The sequence below is a fragment of the Limnohabitans sp. 2KL-3 genome (genome assembly GCF_001269405.1).
Lineage (GTDB): Bacteria > Pseudomonadota > Gammaproteobacteria > Burkholderiales > Burkholderiaceae_C > Limnohabitans_A.
This window is the reverse complement of sequence record NZ_CXON01000005.1, coordinates 69,978-93,065: the sequence shown is the minus strand read 5'-3', so window position 1 is coordinate 93,065 and position 23,088 is coordinate 69,978. Positions and strand designations below refer to the sequence as shown.

20 protein-coding genes and 3 pseudogenes are annotated in these 23,088 nt (G+C 56.4%); 11 read left to right on the top strand and 12 right to left on the bottom strand.

The features are described 5' to 3' along the window. Nucleotides 1–80: 80 nt before the first annotated feature. Both AMM41_RS08970 and AMM41_RS08965 read left to right on the top strand, forming a co-directional pair. Nucleotides 81–566, top strand: a complete 486-nt coding sequence (locus AMM41_RS08970) for a TRAP transporter small permease (RefSeq protein ID WP_228769182.1) — start codon at nt 81–83, stop codon at nt 564–566. Further along, nucleotides 563–1,855 (top strand): TRAP transporter large permease, encoded by a 1,293-nt coding sequence (locus AMM41_RS08965; RefSeq protein WP_089956530.1) that lies wholly within the window; start codon nt 563–565, stop codon nt 1,853–1,855. Before AMM41_RS08970 ends, AMM41_RS08965 begins: the two co-directional genes overlap by 4 nt. Here AMM41_RS08965 and AMM41_RS08960 read toward each other — a convergent pair. From AMM41_RS08960 to AMM41_RS08950, 3 genes are all read right to left on the bottom strand, one after another. After that, nucleotides 1,824–3,116 (bottom strand): mechanosensitive ion channel family protein, encoded by a 1,293-nt coding sequence (locus AMM41_RS08960; protein ID WP_089956528.1) that lies wholly within the window; start codon nt 3,114–3,116, stop codon nt 1,824–1,826. The genes AMM41_RS08965 and AMM41_RS08960 overlap by 32 nt on opposite strands. Next, a complete protein-coding gene (locus AMM41_RS08955; protein ID WP_089956525.1) occupies nt 3,104–3,904 on the bottom strand; it encodes an enoyl-CoA hydratase in 801 nt (266 codons plus the stop codon). Before AMM41_RS08955 ends, AMM41_RS08960 begins: the two co-directional genes overlap by 13 nt. Nucleotides 3,905–3,980: 76 nt before the next feature. After that, nucleotides 3,981–4,934 carry a histone deacetylase family protein gene (locus AMM41_RS08950; RefSeq protein ID WP_089956522.1) on the bottom strand — a complete coding sequence of 318 codons (954 nt, stop codon included), beginning with the start codon at nt 4,932–4,934 and terminating at the stop codon, nt 3,981–3,983. A 119-nt stretch (nt 4,935–5,053) separates the two neighbouring features. Here AMM41_RS08950 and mltB point away from each other — a divergent pair, with 119 nt between their 5' ends. The 3 genes from mltB (at nt 5,054) to AMM41_RS08935 (ending at nt 7,259) form a co-directional block, all read left to right on the top strand. Then, a complete protein-coding gene (mltB, locus tag AMM41_RS08945; protein ID WP_304438328.1) occupies nt 5,054–6,259 on the top strand; it encodes a lytic murein transglycosylase B in 1,206 nt (401 codons plus the stop codon). A gap of 16 nt (nt 6,260–6,275) precedes the next feature. Next, complete coding sequence (locus tag AMM41_RS08940) at nt 6,276–6,923, top strand: nuclease-related domain-containing protein (protein ID WP_228769181.1); 648 nt, start codon at nt 6,276–6,278, stop codon at nt 6,921–6,923. Nucleotides 6,924–7,037: 114 nt separating this feature from the next. Beyond that, nucleotides 7,038–7,259, top strand: coding sequence for a TIGR02450 family Trp-rich protein (locus AMM41_RS08935; RefSeq protein ID WP_368664968.1), 222 nt, complete (start codon nt 7,038–7,040; stop codon nt 7,257–7,259). 112 nt (nt 7,260–7,371) lie between these two features. Here AMM41_RS08935 and AMM41_RS22225 read toward each other — a convergent pair whose 3' ends face one another. From AMM41_RS22225 to AMM41_RS08925, 5 genes and pseudogenes are all read right to left on the bottom strand, one after another. After that, the gene (locus AMM41_RS22225; protein WP_255350439.1) at nt 7,372–7,581 is read right to left on the bottom strand and encodes a DUF2135 domain-containing protein; all 210 of its coding nucleotides are present in this window, start codon (nt 7,579–7,581) and stop codon (nt 7,372–7,374) included. Next, nucleotides 7,582–7,740 (bottom strand): annotated as a pseudogene (locus AMM41_RS22450) (YfaP family protein); the annotation flags it as partial. It abuts the gene before it with no gap. Between the two features lie 2,142 nt (nt 7,741–9,882). Further along, nucleotides 9,883–10,377 (bottom strand): annotated as a pseudogene (locus AMM41_RS22220) (VIT domain-containing protein); the annotation flags it as partial. Between the two features lie 440 nt (nt 10,378–10,817). Then, nucleotides 10,818–11,009: pseudogene (locus AMM41_RS22215) on the bottom strand (hypothetical protein); the annotation flags it as partial. A 34-nt stretch (nt 11,010–11,043) separates the two neighbouring features. Next, entirely contained in the window at nt 11,044–11,322 is a 279-nt protein-coding gene (locus tag AMM41_RS08925) for a hypothetical protein (RefSeq protein WP_089956516.1), read from the bottom strand. Between the two features lie 205 nt (nt 11,323–11,527). Here AMM41_RS08925 and AMM41_RS08920 point away from each other — a divergent pair, with 205 nt between their 5' ends. The 4 genes from AMM41_RS08920 (at nt 11,528) to AMM41_RS08900 (ending at nt 16,429) form a co-directional block, all read left to right on the top strand. Then, complete coding sequence (locus AMM41_RS08920) at nt 11,528–12,244, top strand: response regulator transcription factor (protein ID WP_089956513.1); 717 nt, start codon at nt 11,528–11,530, stop codon at nt 12,242–12,244. Between the two features lie 5 nt (nt 12,245–12,249). Then, a complete protein-coding gene (locus AMM41_RS08915; protein ID WP_194944686.1) occupies nt 12,250–14,136 on the top strand; it encodes a sensor histidine kinase in 1,887 nt (628 codons plus the stop codon). Nucleotides 14,137–15,053: 917 nt separating this feature from the next. Further along, nucleotides 15,054–15,521: a glycine zipper 2TM domain-containing protein gene (locus AMM41_RS08905; protein ID WP_089956508.1), complete on the top strand. Its 468-nt coding sequence runs from the start codon at nt 15,054–15,056 to the stop codon at nt 15,519–15,521. A gap of 161 nt (nt 15,522–15,682) precedes the next feature. Next, a complete protein-coding gene (locus AMM41_RS08900; RefSeq protein WP_194944685.1) occupies nt 15,683–16,429 on the top strand; it encodes a hypothetical protein in 747 nt (248 codons plus the stop codon). Between the two features lie 54 nt (nt 16,430–16,483). Here the strand turns inward: AMM41_RS08900 and AMM41_RS08895 are convergent, their stop codons facing one another. Both AMM41_RS08895 and AMM41_RS08890 read right to left on the bottom strand, forming a co-directional pair. Further along, on the bottom strand, nt 16,484–16,864 hold the full coding sequence (locus tag AMM41_RS08895; RefSeq protein WP_089956505.1) for a helix-turn-helix domain-containing protein: 381 nt from the start codon (nt 16,862–16,864) through the stop codon (nt 16,484–16,486). A gap of 148 nt (nt 16,865–17,012) precedes the next feature. Then, the gene (locus tag AMM41_RS08890) at nt 17,013–17,618 is read right to left on the bottom strand and encodes a TetR/AcrR family transcriptional regulator (protein WP_194944684.1); all 606 of its coding nucleotides are present in this window, start codon (nt 17,616–17,618) and stop codon (nt 17,013–17,015) included. 349 nt (nt 17,619–17,967) lie between these two features. On the opposite strand from AMM41_RS08890, the gene AMM41_RS08885 reads away from it, so the two are divergent. Both AMM41_RS08885 and AMM41_RS08880 read left to right on the top strand, forming a co-directional pair. Beyond that, entirely contained in the window at nt 17,968–20,247 is a 2,280-nt protein-coding gene (locus AMM41_RS08885; protein WP_089956502.1) for a calcium-binding protein, read from the top strand. Between the two features lie 55 nt (nt 20,248–20,302). Beyond that, nucleotides 20,303–20,524 (top strand): TIGR02450 family Trp-rich protein, encoded by a 222-nt coding sequence (locus AMM41_RS08880; RefSeq protein ID WP_089956499.1) that lies wholly within the window; start codon nt 20,303–20,305, stop codon nt 20,522–20,524. A 126-nt stretch (nt 20,525–20,650) separates the two neighbouring features. Here AMM41_RS08880 and AMM41_RS08875 read toward each other — a convergent pair whose 3' ends face one another. Both AMM41_RS08875 and AMM41_RS08870 read right to left on the bottom strand, forming a co-directional pair. Continuing rightward, a complete protein-coding gene (locus tag AMM41_RS08875; RefSeq protein ID WP_089956498.1) occupies nt 20,651–21,631 on the bottom strand; it encodes a tripartite tricarboxylate transporter substrate-binding protein in 981 nt (326 codons plus the stop codon). Between the two features lie 455 nt (nt 21,632–22,086). Continuing rightward, complete coding sequence (locus AMM41_RS08870) at nt 22,087–22,698, bottom strand: TetR/AcrR family transcriptional regulator (protein ID WP_089956496.1); 612 nt, start codon at nt 22,696–22,698, stop codon at nt 22,087–22,089. Between the last annotated feature and the right edge of the window lie 390 nt (nt 22,699–23,088).

The window sequence follows — 23,088 nt, the reverse complement described above, 5'->3', positions numbered from 1 at the left end:
GCTTTGACCAAGGGCACGGCACCTCCTGACAACAACGGTACCTGCAAACACAGCAGGTGCCGTTTTTCTTTGGGTGAAATGTGAAAAAGTTATTCGACATCGTCTGCGGAACCCTTTCGGGTTTGGCTTTGTTTGCCATCATGGTGCTCACCTTTTTGGACGTGAGCGGCCGCAAAATTTGGTCTCAGTCCATCACCGGTTCTTTGGAGTTGACCGAGTTGCTGATGGTGGTGGTCATCTTTGGTGCCTTGCCACTGGTTTCGATGAAAAGTGAGCATGTGGTCTTTGACTCGCTGGACGCCTTGTTTTCACCATTTTTTCAGCGCATCCAACGCGCCTTGGTGAACCTGGTGTGTGCGGCTTTGCTGTTTGGTTTGGCCTACCTGATGTGGCGCACTGGCTCCGAATTTGCGGTCACCGGCGAGACCACGGCACAACTCAAAATTGCCAAAGCACCTTTCATCCAAGGCATGGGCGTTTTGTGTGGCCTGACGGGGCTGGTGCACCTGATCAAGGCTTTTGGGTCTGCCCAAGAAGAAGAATCCTCAGAAGGGGGCACACTGTGACCGAAGCTTTGCTTGGATTTTTGGCCATTTTTGTCTTGGCCTTGATGCGCATGCCCTTGGCTTTTTCCATGGGCTTGGTCGGCATTGTGGGCATTGGCCTGACCCGCGGCTGGTTGCCTGCGTTCGCGAGCACGGCCCAGGTGGTGCACGAGACCGGGTTTGCCTACACCTTGTCGGTGATCCCGCTGTTCATCCTGATGGGCAATTTTGTGGCCCGCGCTGGTTTGGCCCACGAGTTGTTTCACGCCGCCTACACCTTCATTGGCCACCGACGCGGAGGCCTGGCCCACGCCACGATTGCCGCTTGTGCTGGTTTTGGGGCCATTTGCGGCTCGTCCATTGCCACTGCCGCCACCATGAGCAAAGTGGCCTATCCCTCCATGAAAAAGCTGGGCTACAGCGATGCCATGTCCACCGGGGTGATCGCTGCAGGCGGCACGCTGGGCATCATGATTCCGCCGTCCACCATTTTGGTGATCTACGGCATCATCACCGAGACCCACATTGGCAAACTGTTTGCGGCCGGGGTCTTGCCCGGCATCCTGACGGCCATGCTCATGATGGTGGCCGTGGTGTTCATGACCTGGCACGACCCCGAACATGCCCCGGCTGGCGAGAAGTTCAGCTGGTCTGAGCGCTTTGCCGCCGTGCGCGGCATCTGGGGGGTCTTGCTCTTGGTGGTGCTGGTTTTGGGCGGCATTTATGGCGGCTTTTTCACCGCCACCGAAGGCGCTGGCATGGGGGCCATGGGCGCCTTTTTGTTTGCCCTGGCCCGCAAGGCCTTGAGCCCCAAGGTGCTCATGGAGGTCTTGGTCGAGTCGGCACGAACCACGGCCATGCTGTTCACCTTGCTGATTGCCGCCACCATTTTTGCCAACTTCGTCAACTACACCAGCTTGCCTTTTGAGCTCAAGGACTGGATCACCGGACTGGGCCTGTCGCCCATCATGATCGTGGCCGCGATGATGCTGATCTATGTGCTGCTGGGCACGGTGATGGAAGAGCTGACCATGGTGCTGCTGACCATTCCGCTGTTCTTTCCCATCGTGGTGCAACTGGGTTTTGATCCGGTCTGGTTTGGCGTGCTGATCGTCATGGTGATCCAGATTGGCCTGATCTCACCGCCTGTGGGCATGAACTTGTTTGTGCTCAACACCTTGCTGCCCCATGTGGGCCTGGGGGCCATTTTCCGGGGCGTCTGGCCCATGGTGCTGGTGCTCATCATCACCTTGGGCATTTTGCTGGCCTTCCCGCAAATCAGCCTGTGGCTGCCTTCGATGATGGATTGACCATGTGCATCACGCGCTGCGGGTACGGGATCTCGATTCGGTGCTCACGCAGCGCGGCCAAAATCAACATGTTGATGGTCGACTTCAAAGCCAGTTGACCGTTTTCGGGATCGGCAATCCAGTAACTCACCGTGAACTCCAGACCGTCCGCGCCAAACTGACTCAAAAAGGCGTTGGGCGCGGGGTCTTTGAGCACCCTGTCCTGGCTTTCGCAGGCCTCGATCAACAGCCGCCGCACCAAGTCCACATCGCTGTCGTAGGCCACAGAGACCACGGTGGTTTGCGACAACTTGGGGTCCATCAGGGTGAAGTTTTCCACCCGGTTGATGATCAAAAACTCATTGGGCACGATCGATTCGCGGCCATTCAAAGCCCGAATCACGGTGTAGCGGGCCTTGATGTCCACAATGCGGCCTTCAAAACCATCCACCAGCACCATGTCCCCGATGCGCATGCTGCGCTCGGCCAGGATGACGAAGCCGCTGACGTAGTTGGAGGCCAGCTTTTGCAAGCCAAAGCCAATGCCCACGCCCACCGCGCCCCCCAGCACCGACAAGGCGGTCAGGTCAATGCCCACCGAAGACAGCGCCAGCAACAAACCCACAAACATGAGCAGCGCCCGCACCGTGTTGCTGATGACCTTGCGCAGCGACAAGTCGCCGCCCGTGGCCGATTTGAGCAAGCGCGCCTCAATGGCAGCCGACACCCACAAAGTGACAATCAGCACCGCACCGGCGGTGAGCGCCCCTTCGATCAGGGTGCGCACCGACAGCAGTGAACCGCCCACTTTCCATTGGATTTGATCGAGCTCCTCCAAGAGCAAGGGCAAGATGCCGGTGACCCACAGCACCACTGCCCCCCAGGCCAGCCACGAAATCGTGCGCTCCAGCACCCGCACAAAAGGGGCCTGACCAAAGGCCACTTGCAACACCTTGACACCAAAACGAATCAAGGCCAAAGACATGCAAACCGGCAACAAAATGCCAAACAAGGCCACTGGTTGCGCATCGGTCAAGAGGGTTCGGGCTGCAAACGTCAGGCCCAGCAAGAGGATCGGAAACAAGACCCCGTCAATCAAGCGCCGCCCCAGCAAAATCGACAACTCCTGAACTGCAAAAGCCTTGCGAACACCCCAAGTCATCGTCCAGGCCAGCGCAATGCACACCGCAAAAGCCGACAGCACCTGCAGCGATTCGGCCCGGACCAGGACCTCCAGCCAGCTCATGGGGTCGGCGATGTTCAGCGATTTCAGGCTCGCCATGTCGGTGTCCTTTTCTCAATGAAGGCCAACACGCCCTCTTGCGCGTCGTCGTGCACCATGTTGCACGCCATGGTCTGCCCTGCCAGTTGGTAGGCCGCTGCGATGCCCATTTCGCGTTGCTGGTAAAACAAGGCCTTGCCCAAACGCACGGCCTCGCGCGGCTTGGACAAAATGGCGCTGACCAGTTCATCGACCTGAGCGTCCAGCTCGGAGGCGGCGCACACGCGGTTGACCAAACCACGGCCTCGGGCCTCGTCGGCCGAAATAAAGCCCCCCGTGAGCAACATTTCCATGGCCTGCTTGGCGTGCATGTTGCGCACCAGCGGCACGCTGGGGGTGGCACAAAACAGCCCCACGTCGATGCCGTTGACCCCAAAGCGGGCCGTGTCGACCGAGACGGCCAAATCACACTGCGCCACCAACTGGCATCCAGCCGCAGTGGCCAGGCCTTGCACCCGAGCGATGACGGGCACCGGCAAATTCTGGATGGACAGCATCATGCGGCTGCATTGGGCAAACAGTTTTTGGTAATAGGCCAGCTCGGGCTGAGCCCGCATTTCCTTGAGGTTGTGGCCAGCGCAAAACGCCTTGCCCGCAGCACCCAGCACCACCACGCGGGCTTGCTCGTCTTGGACAATGGCGTTCAGCGCCTGCTGCAGCGCATCGAGCATGGCCTCGCTCAAGGTGTTGAAGCTGGCGGGGCTGTTGAGGGTCAGGTTGTGCACACCCAGCGCATCACGCTCGTGCAGCAGCCCATCGGTGGATTGGGGTAAAGGCATTTGGCTCATCCGCCCATTGTGCCCAAACCCGACCCGCCAAGACCTTGGCCCTGCTCCAAAAAGCAAGTGATGCGGCCTTCAGGCTTTACACATCGGCCAACACCCGCAAATGCGCCTCGACACTGCGCCCCAAGGCACTCAGGTTGTAACCGCCCTCCAGGCAACTGACGATGCGGCCCTTGGCGTGGCGCAACGCCACATCCTTGATGCGCTGGGTGATCCAGGCATAGTCCTGCTCCACCAGGCCCATCTGCCCCATGTCGTCTTCGCGGTGCGCGTCAAAACCTGCACTGATGAAAATCAGCTCGGGCCGGTGCGCCTCCAGCCGGGGCAACCACATCATGTCCACCAACTCTCGAATGTCCATGCCCCGCGTGTAAGCGGGCACCGGCAAATTCACCAAATTGGGGGCATTGGACTGTGACCCCCCCTCCGGATAAAAGGGGTGCTGAAAAAAGCTGACCATCAAAATCCGCTCATCGCCAGCCACGATGTCTTCGGTGCCGTTGCCGTGGTGCACATCAAAGTCCACAATGGCCACCCTTTTGAGGCCATGGCGCTCGACGGCGTATTTGGCCGCAATGGCCACGTTGTTGAAAAAGCAAAACCCCATGGCTTTGTCCCGGCACGCGTGGTGTCCCGGCGGACGCGTGGCGCAAAACGCGTTCTCCAGCTCGCCGGCCAGCACCGCATCGGTGGCATCAATGGCCGCGCCTGCTGAAAGCAAGGCGGCCTCCCAAGTGTGGGCATTGATCAAGGTGTCGGGATCGAGCGCGGTGTGTGTGGGCCCGCCTGCGGCCATGTCTTCGCGCAAGGCATCGCCCAACCCCCGCAAAGCCGCCACATGCATGCGCCCATGGGCCAGCTCCAGGTCGGCCAAAGCAGCGGGGCCAGGCTCACGCCTTTGCAAAGCCATGTCCACACCGCTGATGAGCAGCCTGTCTTCAATGGCCCCCAAACGCTCCGGGCACTCCGGGTGGCCTGGGCCCATCTCGTGTTTCCAGCAAGCGGGGTGTGAGAAATAGCCTGTCGCGCCCATGGTTTTGTCTTCCAGAATGCTGCCATCTTGAAGGCGGCTTTGCTTTTAATGAGTTGCACCAGTTTTGATGGTTTCAGCTTATCACGCGCCCAGTCCCCTGGCGTTTAAACTCTCTGCCAATGAAAAAAAACACATACTTTTTGGTCAGCACAGCCCCCAGCGCCCGCTCAAACACGCAGCGTCTGGCCCGAAGCTTGGTCATGGGTCTGGCCGCTTGGTTGTGCATGCCACTGCCTGCACTCACCCAACCCAACCCACACCACACCAGCAGCCCAGCGAAGAAGGCTGCAGCCCACAAGCACAGCCAAACCCCTTCCAAGCCCAAAAACAAGCACCCACGGACGCAACGCCCCGCGCCTTCAGGCTTGAGTCTGGACACCGCCCTCACCCAAACTTGGTCCCAAGATGCCGCTGCCCGGCTCCAGCTGGACCCGCTTTGGGTCGAACAAACCATGGGCCAGGCCAAACGTCTGCCCTCCATCGAAAAACTGGTGCTCCCGGCCAGCAGCCCCAGTGCCAAAAACTGGGCAGCCTACCGTGCCCGCTTCATCGAACCCATCCGCATACAAGCCGGCGCACGCTTTTGGAACACCCACCGCAGCGCCCTGGAAAGGGCTGAACGCGAGTACGGTGTGCCCGCGGCCCTGATCGTGGGCATCATTGGGGTCGAAACCTTGTATGGTCAAAACACAGGCAACTTCCGCATCATCGACGCCCTGAGCACCTTGGCCTTTCACTTTCCAAGTGCCCACCCCAGAGCAGCTGAGCGACAGGCTTACTTCCGGTCTGAGCTGGAGCAATTTTTGCTGCTGACCTCGCGCAGCGCAGCGGACCCCCTGGCCATACGGGGCAGTTATGCCGGTGCCATGGGTTTGCCGCAGTTCATGCCCTCGAGCTGGGCACGCCATGCCGTGGACTTTGATGGTGATGGGCGCATTGACCTGTTTGCCAGCCCCGCTGACGCCATTGGCTCCGTCGCCAATTACTTCAAAGCTTTTCAGTGGCGCAGCGGCATGCCCACCCACTACCCCGTGACGCTGGTGCCCGGCCAAACCGACATGGACGCCCTGCTCGCCCCAGACATCTTGCCGACCTTCAGTGTCAACAGCTTCACGGCCAAAGGCGCAAGCTTGCAAGGCGAAGCCCTGCAACACCCCGGCCCCTTGGCCCTGATTGAACTGCGCAACGGCAACGACAGCCCCAGCTACGTGGCCGGCACCGAAAACTTCTACGCCATCACCCGCTACAACTGGAGCAGCTACTACGCCATGGCGGTGATCGAACTGGCCGATGCGGTGGCGCGGGAAGTGGGCAACACAAAATGAGAAAGTTGGTGAGCTTGTGTTGATTGCTTATCCATACCTTCTGATTGCATTCACATTTTGCGTTCTGCTCGGCTTTGGACTTGGTCGTTACCGTGACGCCTCATTTCAAAATCGAGGTGAAGCCTTGATATCCAAGACAATCCAAGCCAACTTTGCCCCACCTAATTTTCACCTTCTCAATCACATCACACTTCAACTCCAAGATGGGACAACCCAAGTCGATCACATTCTTGTATCCAAATTTGGCGTTTTCGTCATAGAGACAAAAGACTATAAAGGTTGGATATTCGCCAATTCAAAACAAGCAACTTGGACACAGGTGGTGTTTGGTCGAAAGTTCAGATTTCAAAATCCAATTTTCCAAAACATGCGGCATGTGCAAGCGGTCGAAAAACTGCTCGACTTCTTGCCATCAAGCGCCATCAAATCATTGGTTGTGTTTGTGGGCAAAGCCGAATTCAAGACAGAAAAGCCTCCAGGTGTCTTCGCTATTTCTGAACTCATCAATTACCTGCAAGGCCACACTGAAGAAGTCCTGTCTCTCAACCGCGTTCAGTTCTGTGTGGGTCGACTTGAAACCACTCGACTTGCCATTACACGTCAAACAGATCTGGCGCATTTACAGAGTTTGGAGCGCAGGCTTGGTCGCAAAAAATTAAATTGATTCATAAAAAAGTCGAATTTAATGAACAAGCATCATCGAATACTGCATATTCCGAAAGCAACTGCAAATTTTTCAAGCTAAGGCGGTGACAAATCAAACCCCAAAGCTCGAAGCATGAACCCCCCTGAACCCCAAAAAACTGCTGTTGACCAAATGGACAGCAGTCACCCCTTGGCTAGGCAAATGCACTTCTTGATCAGTCGGGTCATCAAACCCGCGCTGCCAACGTACCCAATTGAGTTGGTGGAACTCGAAGCGGTGTTTTCAAAGGCCACACAGACCATCCCTTGGCGTGAATTGCAAGACGACAGCGTTTGGCGGCAAGGCTGGGTTTGAGTGGGTTGGAATGATCGGCAGTTGCCGCTTTCCAACACGGGCGTCAAAAAAATTTACGCTTGAAGTCGCGTCCGCATTGCAGCAAGGGCTGATCTCGATGGCTCCTGAGCCTCTACAACATCCCGCGCACGTCGAAGGTGCCTATCGTGACCCGGCGCGCTCCGCCGGACAAGCGGATGACCGTGTCGACATCCTTTTGCTGCGGTGTTCCGAACCCTGTGCTCAGGCGCAGCATCAGTGCAGTGGTGGGCGAGACCACCTGCTGGCGGTGACCAAAGAACTCCGCGCGAACGGTATAGGTACCCGGCTTGGCCTTGCGCAGCGAAAACTCTTCGGGGCCGTAGCCACCTGTAAAGTCGCGTGACATGAGCCCACCTTGCCGGGTGAGTTGGCGGCCGTAGTAGGCTTCTTGGCCGTCCGGGTCAATAACGTATAAGTCGATGTCGGTGTTGTCCGAGTCCCAACTGAGCACCACGCGCAAGTCTAACGGCAGGTTCCTAAGTAGTCGTGGGTCAATGGCGCCTGTGTCAACCTGGCTCTGGCCGACTGTCTGTGCAGCTGCCACAATGGCATTGAGCTCCGCCAGAGCCACCAACTCAATATCGGAGAAGCGGTTATTCCATGGCCGTGACACAACGTCCCACAACCGGTCTACGGCGGCCTGCGCGTGGCCCTGGCGAGCCAATGCGAGTCCGAGATCTCGCGAGGACTGGGGCTCGTCAGGACTGAGGGCCAACACCTGGCGCAACAAAGGAATCGCGAGCTCCAGTTGTTGCGCCTGCAACAGTCGATAGGCGATCAGCCGCAACACATGCCGGTTCTCCAGCGCCATCTCGGCCAGGTTCGACAAGATGCGCAAAGCCAAGTCTTGCTGGCCACGCTCGAAGAACAGCTCGGCTGCATCCAGGAAGAAGGCCGTGCTGTTGGTGTACCCGGGGCGTTCGTCCAGATACACCGCGTACATCTGTTCGGCTGTCGTCTCTCGCAGGCGGCGCGCATAAGGTGCGTCCGGGGTCCAGCGCTGCAGGGCAATCGACATGGCAGGCGTCTGCTGCGGTGGTGAACTCGTTGCACGCTCAGGGCGCGCGGTTGGTGCACCAAGCGCCGGCAGCGGTGCGGGCATGGCAACAGGTGCTGGCGGGAGGGGTCGCATCACCCCAGTCGGCCTGGGGCGCAGCGATTCGGCTGAGCGTTCTCGTTCGAGCGGCCGCTGGCGGACACTCTCTGCAACTGAATTGTCGGGCTCCTTGGTCTGCGGCGGGTCATCCTTGGGGAACTCGCGCTCCCACCAGGCCTCTTTTGCGGCAAAGCGCTCCGCCACACGGTTGAGATGGGATTGGCGGTCTGCCTGTTCGCGTTGCTTGCGTCGAGACAGCAGCCGTTGGTAAGCGTCAAGCAAGGAGGAAGGCGGTTCGATGCCGTGTTGGACATAGTCTTCCACCCGATCGAGGACAATCAGCGAGGTGCCGCGGGTGACAAGGCCGAACCGCATGCCCAGCCGCCGCACAGCCTGGCTTTGCGTTTCGCCTTGTGCCTCCAAGTCAGCCAGTCGCAGCATGGCCCAGCGGTGGGCCGCTATCGGCAGGCCGGTACTGTGTGTGGCCACGGGGGTGGGTAGATCGATGCTGCGCTGGCTCACTGTACCGTTGGGGGCCTGCACACGCAGTACGAGTCGCGCGCCCGGTTCGCGCAACCGGCCAGCCACCACCAGCCGATCCTGTTGAGGCAGACGGCTCTCCACCACAACATCCTCAATGCCCACGCCATCGGCTGACAGCAGTCGCGTGTGCTGGCGACGCAACAGTGCCACCGCTTCCAGTACAGCGGTGCGCATCAGGTCCACCAAGACACCGCCCGTGTGCTCGGCTGACCGCCGCAATGCGTTAGCGTCGGCGCCAGGACCCGTGATAAAGGTGTACAGCGGTATCTGGGCGGCCGGCAGCCCACCATCACCCCAGGTGCCCTGGCCGTCGCTGAACAACAACGCAAGATCGGCGCCCGAGGGCACGGTCATGCGGTCCAGCCGCGTGGCGCCGTCCTGAGGTAAGGAGCGCAGGCGATCTCGCAGATCCTGCCAGCGACCCTTAACGACGTTAAAGCGCTGCAGAGGTTCGGGCGCATCGCGCACCACCAGCAGATCGACCACGACATTGCCCAAAGCAGCAAAGAACGCATCAAGCAGCGCCAGCTCACGACCCTGGTCGCGCTGGGCTGCTGAAGCAGATGCATCCCAAAGCAAGGCGACGCGCCCTGGGACAGACCGCTGGCGTGTTTGCAGCGCAAGCGGGACCTCGGCATAGAAGTATGTGTTGTCTTGCAGTGACTGCGTGATCACCTCGGGCGCTTCGGTGCCCAGCGGCACCGCAACGCGCAGGCCTGCAGTGCCGGTGTAATTGCTGCGCACCAGGCGCACCAGCCAGGTGCCCCGCTCATTTACCAAGGGCAGTACCTGGCCGGCGAACAGGGCCTGAGGAACGGTACCGGATGCACTCCGAGGCATGCGTACCGTCACCTCGAGTTCCTGCACGCTCATGCCGAGCTGCAATGGGAGCTGCAGCAGTGCGCTCTGTTGGACCCCGGTGTGCTGTCTCACAAGGGTTTCGGTGATCTCCAGCACGACCCGCCGCAGTCCGCGGGCAGGCAGCGGATAGATCCGCAGACGGTAACTGTTGGTTCCGGTGGATTCTAGGAGCGCCGGATCGATGCGTGTGCGGGTCACGTCTTCGAACACCTGTCGTCCCTTGGCCTTCTCCACCGGAACAGCAGGTCGCAGTTCGCCATCGACTTCAAGCGCAAAGCCAGTGACCACCTGGCCATCCTGCAAAGGGAACTGCAATGCACCTTCCAGGTCCTGCCTGTTCGGATTGAAGACCTGCAACTCGATACGCGTGCGGGCCGCCAGCCCGACGACCTCAGTGTGGATCTGCACCTGAGCCAGCTCCAGCGGGATTTGCGCGTAGGGAGCAAGCAGCAATGGCAGGACCTGTCTTCCCCTCTGAGGTGAGCCAGATTCCGCAAATACGGCAAGAGGACCGACCGTCAAAAGGGCCGCGCCAGCTTGCAACAGGTGGCGGCGCTGGCGCTGTTGCGCCGACAAAAAGAGGTGAAAGTGGGACATGCGCAAATTGATCGAGTAGTAAGTGCTATTGAGATGTGTTCGAAAAAACTTAACCACTCCAGGGGTCAGCTGACGCCCAAGCAGCTTAGTGGGACACGGCGCATTTCCCCATGAGATGCGATGGTCATGGTGAACTTCGATCACCCACTAATAGCCGGGTCTCCAGCACCCGGTGTCCCTGTCCCTGTCCCTGTCCCTGTCCCTGTCCCTGTCCCTGTCCATGTCCATGTCCGTGGACAGCAGCACATGCAAGCCGCTCTTGAAGTTTTCTTCTTCGCGCCCACAACTCTTCACGTTTCAACAGTTCCATCGAGCTCGCCTCATATAAGGAACGTCTACACAAGGACTGCGACGGCGAGAGCTGATGCGCGATGATGCAAATGGCGGCAACCGCAGCGCGATTTTGGCCATTGGAAAGCCCTTTTGCGGCCATGTGCAGACTACTTGGGCCACTGCCAGCGCACGCCTTCCCGCGCCTCACTCAAAAGTGATTGGCTGAGCATCCACAGAAAAGAGAGCGCTAAGAGCGCATGCAGCTGCATCGTGATGTTGGCCAAGCCGCGGTAGCGTATCTTCAATTGCCCGAACTCGCGCATCCTGAAACAGAACAAGTGCTCTACCTTGGCTCGGACACATCTTTTAGCTTTTTTGATCAGTCAGCCGTATTTACTGCTTAGATACAGTGCTTCGATGGTCGTTGTTCTGTGCACGATCGGGAGTTGCCTTTTCGCCAACTCGAGCAGCGTCTTTAGCCTGCTCTCTCTGCTGCGAGTTATGGTTGATACGGTAACTAGGGCTATTTTTCATCAAATAATCGTGATTATTCTTGTTGGCTTGCGCAGAACCGCAGGCCGGCTGGTTAGCACCCCCACATGAGGTCTGGGCCTGAGCTCCAAAGCTAATTACTCCCAATGCAAACGTGCCGATAACTATGACGTGCTTCATAGGTTTTCCTCATTTTAAAAAATTAAAAATCCAGTCCTTTTTGCCCAATATCCTTTGGTAAAGACCGGAGCCACAACCCCTCAGCTGCGTAATAAGTATGGCGAGCCGCGTCGCTGGCCGCCTCCCATGTCTATGTGAGTCAGCATCGCGCAGACTCTAGAAATCTGTGAAAATTGTTAAGAACTTCGCAAAATGAATTTGGTCTATGCCGTTGTCTGAAACGCAAGCCCCGATCACCGTTGTGCTCGTCGAAGACGATCGGCGGACACTGACGCATCTGCTGGCAGCGATCGATGCCGAGCCGCGCCTGCGCATTGCGGCTGCGTTCGAGCGCGGCAACCCGGCGCGCGCCTGGATCGAGACGAACGTCTTCGACGTGCTGCTCACCGACATCGGCTTGCCCGACGGGTCAGGCATCGACGTCATCCGCGCTTGCGTCGTGGCGCAACCGCACGCTGACATCATGGTCGTGAGCATGTTTGGCGACGAACAAATCGTGCTCAATTCGATCGAGGCCGGCGCGACCGGCTACATCCTGAAGGACGCCGACGGCTTTGACATCGCCCGCTCGATCCTTGATCTGCGCGCGGGCGGCGCGCCGATGAGTCCGCTCATCGCCCGGCGGCTCATCTCGCGAGTTAGAGACGGGGCGGCCGCGCCGCAGCGTGAGCCTGGTTCACTGGGGTCACTGTGTTCACGATCCATGCGGATGCCCGAACTCACCCGACGTGAGTCCGAGACGTTGAACCTGATCTCGCGCGGTTACACCTATAAGGAGATTGCGGCGCTGATGGGCGTGTCGGTCTCGACGGTACAGACATACATCAAGAGCATTTACAGCAAGTTGAGCGTGAACTCGCGTGGCGAAGCCGTCTTCGAGTCCCGAGCTCTCGGGCTGTTGGACCGGGCGCGGCGCGATTGAATTGCTTGCGCGTCAGCCCGAGCGCGATAGCGCACTTCGCTCGATGCCTGAGCCTGCTGATCGGGTTGGGGTTGGGGCTGGCCACCGGCTCCGTACAGGCCCTCACGACGCTTGATCGGGCGGCTGCGGTTCTTAGTGTCGACGGCGCACCGCCAAGGCATACCGAGATTGATTTGCCCTTTCACTGGGATGCCGTTCACGGCGGGTCGACCGGCAGCGCCCGTTTCACTTTCGAGGTCCAGGCTACAACGATCGGCGTCGACCATGCGCTGCTGCTGCCGCGGGTGGGGAACAGCTTTCGCATCCGTTTCAACGGCCAGTTGATCGCGCAGCGCGGCAGCGCCAGCAATGCCTATGACGACTACTCCAAGCGCCCACACCTTGCGCAAATCCCGGCTGCGCTGGTCGCGCCAGGCAATCGACTCGAGATCGAGATCGATGCACAAAGCGTACGCAAGGCCGGACTCAGCCGTTTGCTGTTCGGCACGGCGACTGAAGTCATGCCCATCTACGCTTCGCAGCACGACTGGCGCGTGACGGGTTCACTGGTCGTGGTGGTGATCAGCTTGATCCTGGGTTCAATCGCTTTGCTGCTGTGGATCCGTCAGCGCGACGTTCTTTATCTGATTTATGCGAGCGCCGAATTGCTCTGGGGGCTGGCGATGGGCGATATGCTGATCGAGAGACCGTTTCTGCCATGGCCGTGGTGGGGCGTCATCACCTACTCGGCGCAGGCAGCGGCAGGCATGCTGATCTGCAAGTTTGCACTGATTGTGGTTCAGCGCAACCGAGGGGCCCTTCGCTCCGCGATCAATCTGGTGCTGCTCCTGTGCGCCCCGATGCTGGCGCTGGCGTTGATTGGCGGCTGGCCAGTTTTTGAGTTGCTCGTGCTGCTGCCGTCACAACTGATCGGGCTCGGTGTGGCCGTCTTAGTGGTTCGGGTTGGCCTTGCCAGCGCCGAACTCGAGGAGCGCGTGCTGGCATTCGGCATGCTGGCCCTTGGGGTGGTGCTTGTGCGTGACATATTCGTCCTCGTCATCCGACCCTACATGAACCTGTTCGGCCCGTGGGCGAACCACTATGGCGAAATTGCCTGGACACGCTACGCTTGGGTGATTTTCGGTATCACGCTGGCCTGGCTGATTGCCGAGCGAATGCGCCGCTTGACCCGCAAGGCCCAGGCCATGAACCGCACACTCGCCCAAAGTCTTGCTGAGCAGCGGGCACAATTGGAGTTGGTTTTCGAGCGTGGTGTAGATGCGAAGCGCCATCAGGCCCGGATCGAGGAGCGGCAACGCCTGACGCGCGACCTTCACGATGGGGTAGGCAACCAGTTGCTTGGTGCCTTGGCGCTGGCCGGGGACCAAGGCCTCTCGCGTGACACGCTGACCAAGCATTTGCGTGATGTGCTGGATCACCTCAAACTCACAGTCGACGCGATGCATGACACCGAGGGCGACATAGCCTCGCTGCTTGGCGCGCTGCGCTATCGCCTCGACCCGCGTCTAAGGGCGGCCGGCATCGACCTGACTTGGGCGGTCGAGCATTTGGAGGCCATTGAGGGTTGGACAATTGACGGTTCACGCGACCTGCAGATGATCCTGTTCGAGGCATTCTCCAATCTCATGGCCCACGCCGGCGCGACGCAGGCTTCGCTAAGGGCCTGGCACGCAACCGATACACACAGCGTGTGCATCGTGCTTGCCGACAACGGATCGGGATTCAAGCACGATCCTGACGTTACATCGGGCGGGCACGGCTTGGCCAACATGCGTGCCCGCGCAGCAAGGCTCGGCGCGGCACTCGTTATCAAGAGCACGCCCGCCGGCACCGTCATCAAGCTGAATGTGCCGATCAGCAGACCGCCCACCATCCCGACGACGCAACTTTGACTTCCCGGGCCGCCGCGATGTCCTTTCACCGGTTTCCGTGATTCGCGCAGGGTGCGCGTCCAGCGAATCCGTCTTGACCAGCCGCACTCGGCTCATTTGGACAGCAGCCGTGCACCGTTGCAGGACACGCTTTCTTGAGAGAAGCTTCGTGCTTGCACTGTCGTGCTTCACTACACTGCGACAGCAACACGTCCAACAAGCCCCACGACAGCGGATCTACCTGACGGGGCTGGCTTGGATTGCTGATCGACCGGATCAGCGCACGCAGTGCTTGCGTTCACAGTGCACGCAGCACCTGCCAGCACATACCTTTCTTAAAGAAAGCAGCGTCATGAAACTTGACGCTTGCGTTATCGGGTTTCACGACAAGACCGGACAGCGTGCATACGACCTCAAGCCCGCTTGCCCTGCAGCAAGTCAATGTTCATCTCGGCCATCAAGTTGCCGTCGTAGAAACGCTAAATCATCTCCACACTTGTCCGGGGGTTTCGGACCCATGTCAGCAGGTCAATCTTGCCGCCGTACAAGTGAGTTGGCTGGGGCGGTGGCTCGGGCATTGCAAAGCAATCCTTTTCAGCGTCGTCGCCTGAACCTCTCAACCCCAAAAAACTGATTCTGAGCAAATGTACCGCCGTAAAACGTGTGGCCAAGCAAAAGCACTTGGGGGTCAGCTGGGTGATTCAGCCCGAATTGCCCACCGCCCCTGTTGAGTTGGTGCCAATGGAGGCGGTGTTTTCCAAGGCGGTGCAGGTCATTGCTTGGCGTGAACCACTAGACGACAGCGTGTGGCGGAAGGGGTAGGTTTGAGGGGGGCTGGTTTCAAGTGAAGGTGTCGCTTAAACGGACAGCTGCCACTGCCCCCACAACGACACACAGCTCAGTTGTATCATGCGGCTTTAATGTCAAAAATCACAAGAATGAAAAAATCAATAGTCGCGTTGGCACTCCTGAGCATCGGCACACTGACTTTGGCGCAAGAAGTGGGTCGTGTGATTTCATCCGTGCAGGTCATCCAGCAAGTCTCTGTCCCACGCCAAGTTTGCACCCAAGAACAAGTGGCTGTGCAGCAGAACAAAAGCGGTGCTGGTGCGGCCATGGGTGCCATTGCTGGCGGTGTGCTGGGCAATCAAATCGGCGGTGGCAGTGGCAAGGCCGCAGCGACAGCACTGGGCATTTTTGGTGGTGCCATTTTGGGCAACAACATAGAAGGCGCACCCACGCCGCAGACACAAACCGTGCAAAACTGCACTTATCAAAACGTCTTTGAAAATCGCGTGACGGGCTACAACGTCACCTACGAATTCAACGGCAAGCAATACAACGTGCAGCTGCCGCGTGACCCTGGCCCGACGATCAAGCTCAACGTCTCGCCTGCCCCTTATTGATTCAAAGTTCAAAATTTTGTGAATTCACATCAAGCCCAAGGTGTGCAGCCTTGGCCTTGAGTCAATCTCTCATTTTGAGAGTTGATCAAAGCCGCAGCGAAGCTGAGATTCCCAGGTGGAGCAGGCGATCCGTTTGACGCAGGGGCGAAAAACGGCTCACCATGCGCCCCCCACATGCGTGCAGAAAGAATGCTGTAACCCGCTTAAACTATCTTGAACGAGGCGACAAAAGACGTGGTGTTGGTCACTCTGTGACGATTGAGAAACACCGTTTTTTTGAACCCTTTGATACGCATGATGCGCGAGCTGACACTCAGCCATGGGGACGGTCAAAGATGAGCCCAGTGCCAGAAAGATTTGACCGAATGAATGCCCTGCTCATCATCGTTTTTTCTCTCATTTACCCCATCACGCACATTGCCAACGGATGGATTTTTGAGTTTGCCGAGGTGTCTCCCCACATCAGCCTCATTTATTTGCCGGCTTTTGTGAGATTGGCCAATGTGTTGGTCTTGGGGCCACTCAAGGGCACATTGGCCACCTTCATGGGCGGCTTGCTTTTGGCACAGACATACGATGCGGCTTTTTTGGTCAGCTCACTCAATATTTGCTGCTCAGCCAGTGGGCCTTTGATTTCTCTGTGTATTTTTAAAATGTACTCACGAAGAAATGTTCACTTAACGTCCATCAAAGACTTGGGCGTATTAACTCTGATGTATGCCTTGAGCAATGCGGTCTTGCATCACTTGGTTTGGTCGGTGGTTGACCCTTCCAAATTGAGCGAACCCATCCAAGTGGTGTGGATGGTTTTGGGTGATATTTTTGGGGCCTTGCTGGGTGCCTACCTCATGAAATGGTGCATCTTGAAATATCGTCAAGTCCAAGTCTCAAGGAACTTACAAGACTGAGCCTTGAGTTCAAAAACACCTGTCCTTTGCACGCTGATGCCATCCCCCTTCAATTCAAGATGACTTGTGACTGAGCGTGAGGCCCGCTTGTGCAGTCGACATGTTGCTGTCGAGCCATTCAACGTAGGCCAAACCTTTTTCTGAGGGCTCTAAATATTTGGTCCGTTTATCACCGCCTTGGTAGCGGGTGAGGATCAAATCTTTGGCAATCAAGCGTTTGAGCCGTTTGTGCAGCGTGGCGGGTGAGCCCAGCAGCTCCTGCCCAATGGCCATTCGAACCGTCAAGGGATGGCCTTTGGACCAGTGCACCAAAACCGAATCAAAAAGCGCCTTTTCATTGGCAGCCAATTCATTCAATCCAGGCAAAGCCTCGATGGTGTTGATCAGTTGTAAAAACCTGAGATAGGCACTGGTCAATGGTGAGGGGTGATTCATAGTGTTGACATTGTAGGCACAGCTATTCAAGGCACCTGTCACAAAAGACGAGGGCTTATGCGTTTATTCTCCATTTTTGCGCATGCAAGATAGACACGGTATCGGCAGATGCATGGGAATAAATCAACAACAGGCATTTTTTCTTCGTTTAAAAAACCTGCTGTATGAGCCGATGAATCAGGGCGCTCCAATTTTCTTGGGTCATCTGCTCTTGGACAATGTCATCGACGATCATGCCCAGCGTATAGGCCTGAATCAACACCGCTGCGCTGCGGGCATCAACCCCTGTGAACATCCAGCCACGCTCCTGAGCCATACCAATGAGGTCGGCAATCGTATCGGTCAGTCTTTGTTGTTCTACAGCCAATGCCTTCGCCAACCTGGGGTTGTCTTCACTGAAAACAATCAGGCGTGCACGCTGAAACCGAATGGCCCGCAGAGATTTTTGCTGAGTCGCGTCGGTAACTTTGGTCAATTCAAGCAGCATCTCTTCACGATTTTTGGCTTTTTTAATTATTTCTTCAAATTTAAATAAACTTTTATCAACTGTTTTTGCAAAAGACTGTACCAGCGCCACCTCCAACAGTGCTGAGATGTCCTCGAAATGGTGATAGAGAGAGCCACGCGAAATACCACTTTTTTCCAACACCATTTGCGCTGTGATGTTCTGTGGCAAATGCGTGAGCAGCAAATCCAAAGTGGCAGCCAATAATTTGTCGCGCGTTTGATGTGATCCGCTCTTGGGTGTGGCCATCGGGGGCCTGAGGGAGCTGATTTTTTTGACCAAAGCCATATATTTAAAACTAAAGTATATTTAATTGACTTAATTATCAATTTGATTGTTTATCAGAAAAGTCTTTAAGCAAGATGCGTAATCCTCACCATCAATTTGATTGACCGCCTCACTCGTTATCTTACCAATAAAAATATTTAATTGTAATGAATTAAATTGTACAAAATATAGTTTTTGATTTTATTAAAATATCAAAATTTAATTATATTTAAGTATTCAATATCTTTATTTTCATTGGCTTTGCCTGATCTGTACATCGTGTATATACTTAAAATCTAGTCACGATGACTATTTTAAAAAGAGGCCAAAAATGTCAACCAAACCCATTCGCAAAACCACTTCAGGCAACGATGTTTACACTTCCAGTGATTCTTGGATCGATGGACTGGCTGGCAATGACGGGCTGACGGGGGCTGCGACTTCTCAAACCCTGGTCGGCGGCTTGGGCTTGGACAGGATTCGTGGCATGGGCGGCGATGACATTCTTTGGGGTAACACCACAAACCGTGCAGCTTCTGCCAGCAGCAAAAGCAACGATGTGTTTGTTTTTGAAGCGACACGCCAGGCCAACGGCTTTGACACGCTGATGGATTACAGATGGTCGGACAGCAAAAAATCAGAACGGGATGTGCTCGACCTCAGTCTGGCACTGAAAAACTTCAGCTCAAAAAACGATATTCAACAATACGCTTGGCTGGTCTCCAGCGACCAAGGTGCCGTGTTGTGGATTGATCAGGACGGTGCTGGTTCCGGCTCAGCGCAATCATGGGCAAGACTTGAAGGTGTGGTGGCAGGAGATAAGGTCCGAATCCAGCTCAATGGCAACAACACCGAAGGTGACTACACCCTCAAAGTGTTGCAAGGCGGCCCCATCGCTCCACCAAGCGACACAACGGCCCCCTCTTTTTCACCGGCAACCCCTTTGAGCTACCAGGAAAACCAGATTGCCGATGTCGTGGTCGCCACCGTGGCAGCGGCAACAGACAACGTGGGCGTGACCCAATACATGTTCCTGCTGAGCAACAACGCACGATCAGCCACTTCTGAAGACGGTTTTTTCAGCATCAACGCCAGTGGTCAAATCAACATGACGGCATTGGGCGTGGCCGCTGATGTGAACAATTTTGAAACGGGTGTCTCCAACACTCACAGCTACAACATCGTCGCTGGCGACCAAGCGGGCAATTGGTCCAGTGCCTTGGCGGTCACTCTGAATGAAACCAACGACACCAGCGATGACATCATTCCCGACACCACTGCACCCACCTTCTCATCCGCTACTGAATCGCTCAATTACCAGGAAAACCAGATAGCCGATGCGGTGGTCGCCACCGTCACTGCAGCTACAGACAGCGTGGGCGTGACCGAATACATGTTCCTGTTGGGCGACAACTCTCGCTCAGCCACTTCAGAAGACGGTTTTTTCAGCATCAATACCAATGGCCAAATCAGCATGACGGCATTGGGCGTAGCCTCTGACGTGAACAATTTTGAAGCGGGCACTTCCAACGGGCACAACTACAACATCGTCGCGGGCGACCAAGCGGGTAACTGGTCCAGTGCTGTGACGGTCGCTCTCAATGAAACCAACGACACCAGCGATGACTCCGGCGCACTAAAAATCGGGGTGGCTCAATCGGGGGATGACATCTGGAATGCTGCGGTAACGGCCATCTTTTATGATACTGACTACATCATCATGGACAAATTTCCGGTAGGAACTAGCTACCGTTTTTTTGTCAACGATGTTGAACTGGGTGCACCTACCGAATTGCAATTGGGGCAGACCAGTAACGCCGCCGTATGGGATGACGACACACAGTTTCGCGTCGGCGATGTGGTCAAAGTCATGGCCACTTTTGACGGAATCGAATACTCAAGCCAAGTGCTGGCTAAGGGCGACAACGTCGGACCGCAATTGCCCGACACGACAATCCCGAGCTTCACATTAGCTACTGAATCGTTGAGCTACCAGGAAAACCAGAGCGCCAATGCGGTGGTTGCCACCATAACTCCAGCAACAGACAACGTGGGCGTGACCCAATACATGTTCCTGCTGAGCAACAACGCTCGCTCGGCCACTTCTGAAGACGGGTTTTTCAGCATCAACGCCAGTGGCCAGATCAAGATCACGGCTACAGGCGTTGGAGCTGAGGTCAATAACTTTGAAGCGGGTGCCTCCAACGCCCACAGCTACAACATCGTGGCCGGCGATCAGGCAAACAACTGGTCAAGTGCTGTGGCGGTCACACTCAATGAAACCAACGACACTGGGGACGACACGCTAAGTGTTTACGTTGCACAATCGGGCGATAACGCCAATAGCTACATTGACACTGACTACATCACCTTTGCACCAATATCAGAGAACGCCACCTTCAAGTTTTATGTCAACAGTATTGAACTGACGACTTCCCCAACACAGTTCAATCACGGTCCTTACACCACATTTGCACTCTGGGACGATGACACGCAATTCGGTGCAGGGGACACCGTCAAAGTTGTGGCCTCGCTCTACGGCATGGATTACATTGGACAGATCGTCGCGACGGGGGACGCCATCGGTTCGCACCCCGTCATTCCCGCCTGATGGCCCATCGGTCACATGTACAGCAGGCCAAAACAGTAACTGTGAGCCTTCAGTCATGAACCCCCTGAACCCCAAAAAACTCCTGCTGACCAAATGGACCGCCGTGAAACCCGTGTCCAAACAAAAACATTTTTTGGTCAGCCGGGTGATTCAGCCAGAGCTACCGACGGACCCGATTGAGTTGGTGGAAATCGAAGCGGTGTTTTCAAAGGCCGTTCAGGTTCTGGCTTGGCGGGATTTGCAAGACGACAGTGTGTGGCGGCAGGGCTGGGTCTGAACACCCAAGCAAAAGGATTCGATTCGGCGACCCTGTGATGTTTGCATCGCCGCCCATGACGGGTCCTGGGTTTGAAACAGGGCCAAGGCACAAAGGGCAGTCAAGGCTGCCCTTTGTGCCGGGTCATCAAGAGTCAGCTTTGAAACCCAAGGCCGACACCAAACGCCGCGCCATGTCCGAGTCTTCGGCAAGCCGCCGCGTGTGCTCCGCCGTGGTGCTGGCCTCCAGGTTGGCGGCCAGGGGCGTGACAAAGTCTCGAATGTCTTGCTGGTTCATGGCTTGGCGCAGTGCCGCATTGAGGTTTTGCTTGGCCGCCTCGCTCACCCCAGCAGGGGCAAAAAAGCCAAACCACTCACGCACCAACAACTCGCCAAAGCCTTGCTCACGGTAGGTGGGCACTTCGGGGGTGAACACGGCCCGATCGGGACCCGAGGTAGCCAAAATCCGGATCTTGCCACCTTTGTGGTGCTGCACCCAGTCGCCCAATGGCGACGACATGCCCGCGAGCTGCCCGCCCATGACCTGGGGAATGGCGGGGCCAGAGCCTGCAAAAGGCACGTTGGTGATTTGAAAGCCGCCCAACATGGCCAAGCGACCCGCCAGCAAATGGGGCATGGAGCCTGCTGCGGGGTTACCGATACTGGCTTTGCCAGGATTGGCCTTGGCCCATTCGACAAAATCCTTGATGTTCTTGACCGACTCGGGCACCGCAGGTCCGACCACAAAAGCATGGTCGGTGGAATGGCCAATGCCGATGGGCGTCACATCCGATTGGGCATAGCTCAGACGGGTGTACGAGTGCGGGTAAATCGTCAGCATGGAAGCGGGCGAATACAGAATGTGGGCCCCATCGGCCGCCGCAGACTTGAGGGTGGTCACGCCAATCTGCCCACCCGCGCCGGGCTTGTTGTCCACGATGACGTTGTTGGCGTAAGTGCCACGCATTTTTTCTGCAATTCGGCGGGCAAATGCATCGGTGGTGCCACCGGGTGGAAAACCCACAATGATGCGCAGATTTTCCATGCGTGTTTGCGCAAAATTAGGCAAATGGGTCAGGCCCAGCATGCTGGCAGCGGCACCTTGCAACAATTGGCGGCGGGAGGTCATGGTGTGGTGTTCCTCAAATCTCGTGGATGAATAAAGCCATGCGATTGAAACACTTCGAAGGGGGTATTTACAGAGGGTATTCACTGATCCACCCCATGGGGAATACCAGCATTTTGGTAGCCCCGCCCAATAGTGATGACCAACATTTTGTAGGAGCCCCGCCCCGTGGGGATGCCCTGCATTTTGTAGGAGCCCCGCCCTCGGGGCGATTGCTCGTGGTCTGCGAGGGTGATCGCGACGAGGGCGTCGCTCCTACAAGGGGGATGCCCTGCATTTTGTAGGAGCCCCGCCCTCGGGGCGATTGCTCGTGGTCTGCGAGGGTGATCGCGACGAGTGCGTCGCTCCTACAAGGGGGAGGCCCTGCATTTTGTAGGAGCCCCGCCCTCGGGGCGATTGTTCGTGGTCTGCGAGGGTCATCGCGACGAGGGCGTCGCTCCTACAAAAAAGGCTTGCAACTAAATTTCCAGGGTGTGGGCGACCAAGCGGCCAATCAGGCGGTGGCGCACCTCGGGGTCTCGGGGAAAACCGGGCATGGCCTTCAAGACAAAGTTGTAATCCAGGGTGAACAACAGTTGCGCTGCGGCAAACGCTCCCGTGTCCGATGCCCCCGTTTGGGGCAAAAACAGGGCTTGGATTTTCCGCATCAACGCCACACAAGCCATGAAGATGTCCTTGGTCCGAGGGTCAATGGTCAGCTGTTCCTGAAAAATTTCATGCATCGCCCGATTGGCCGGAAAGTCCAGCAATTGCAAAGCTTCGGCTTGTTTGGACATGTAGTAACAAACCTCTGCAGCTTGTGTGTGTTGCGGCAAATTGAGCGTGATCTCGGCCATGCCTGCAAAAACTTTGTCGCAATAACGCTCATACAGAATCAGCAAAGCCTGTTTTTTGCTCCCAAAACGCTTGAGAAAGGCCCCACGCGTGAGCTGTGCTTTGTCCGCAATCTCTTCAATCGTGACTTGTCCCAAGGACTTCTCTTGCAACAGTTCGTGCAAAGCATCCAAAAAACGCTGCTCGGTCACGATGGATCTGGACTGCAAAGGTTTTTTGTAAGTGTCAATCGTCATCAAAATAGGGCTCAAAAATACCGAACACGCAAGTTTTCAAAAAACAAGGAACAGATCGTTCCATGATCGTCAGATTATAAAAAAATCCATCAAATTCAAACGCAAAACTCATGGACCATCAACACGGCTTGACAGCGTCAAAAAATGCATTCTTTTGGTGATGCGATCAAAAAGCACAGAAGCCCAATGCCTGTTGATTCGACCAACAACTTGGCTGGACTGATCAATTTTAAAAATTCTACCAATGAATTGTAATTTTATATTTAAAATAATGGAGTTGAAATTTACATTTGACAATGACCGCTTGATTATCAAATCTGGAATGGCTTGACTTTTCACTCAGACTTTGAATGACTCAGCGGTATTCACCGTTTATTTTGAGATCTACAA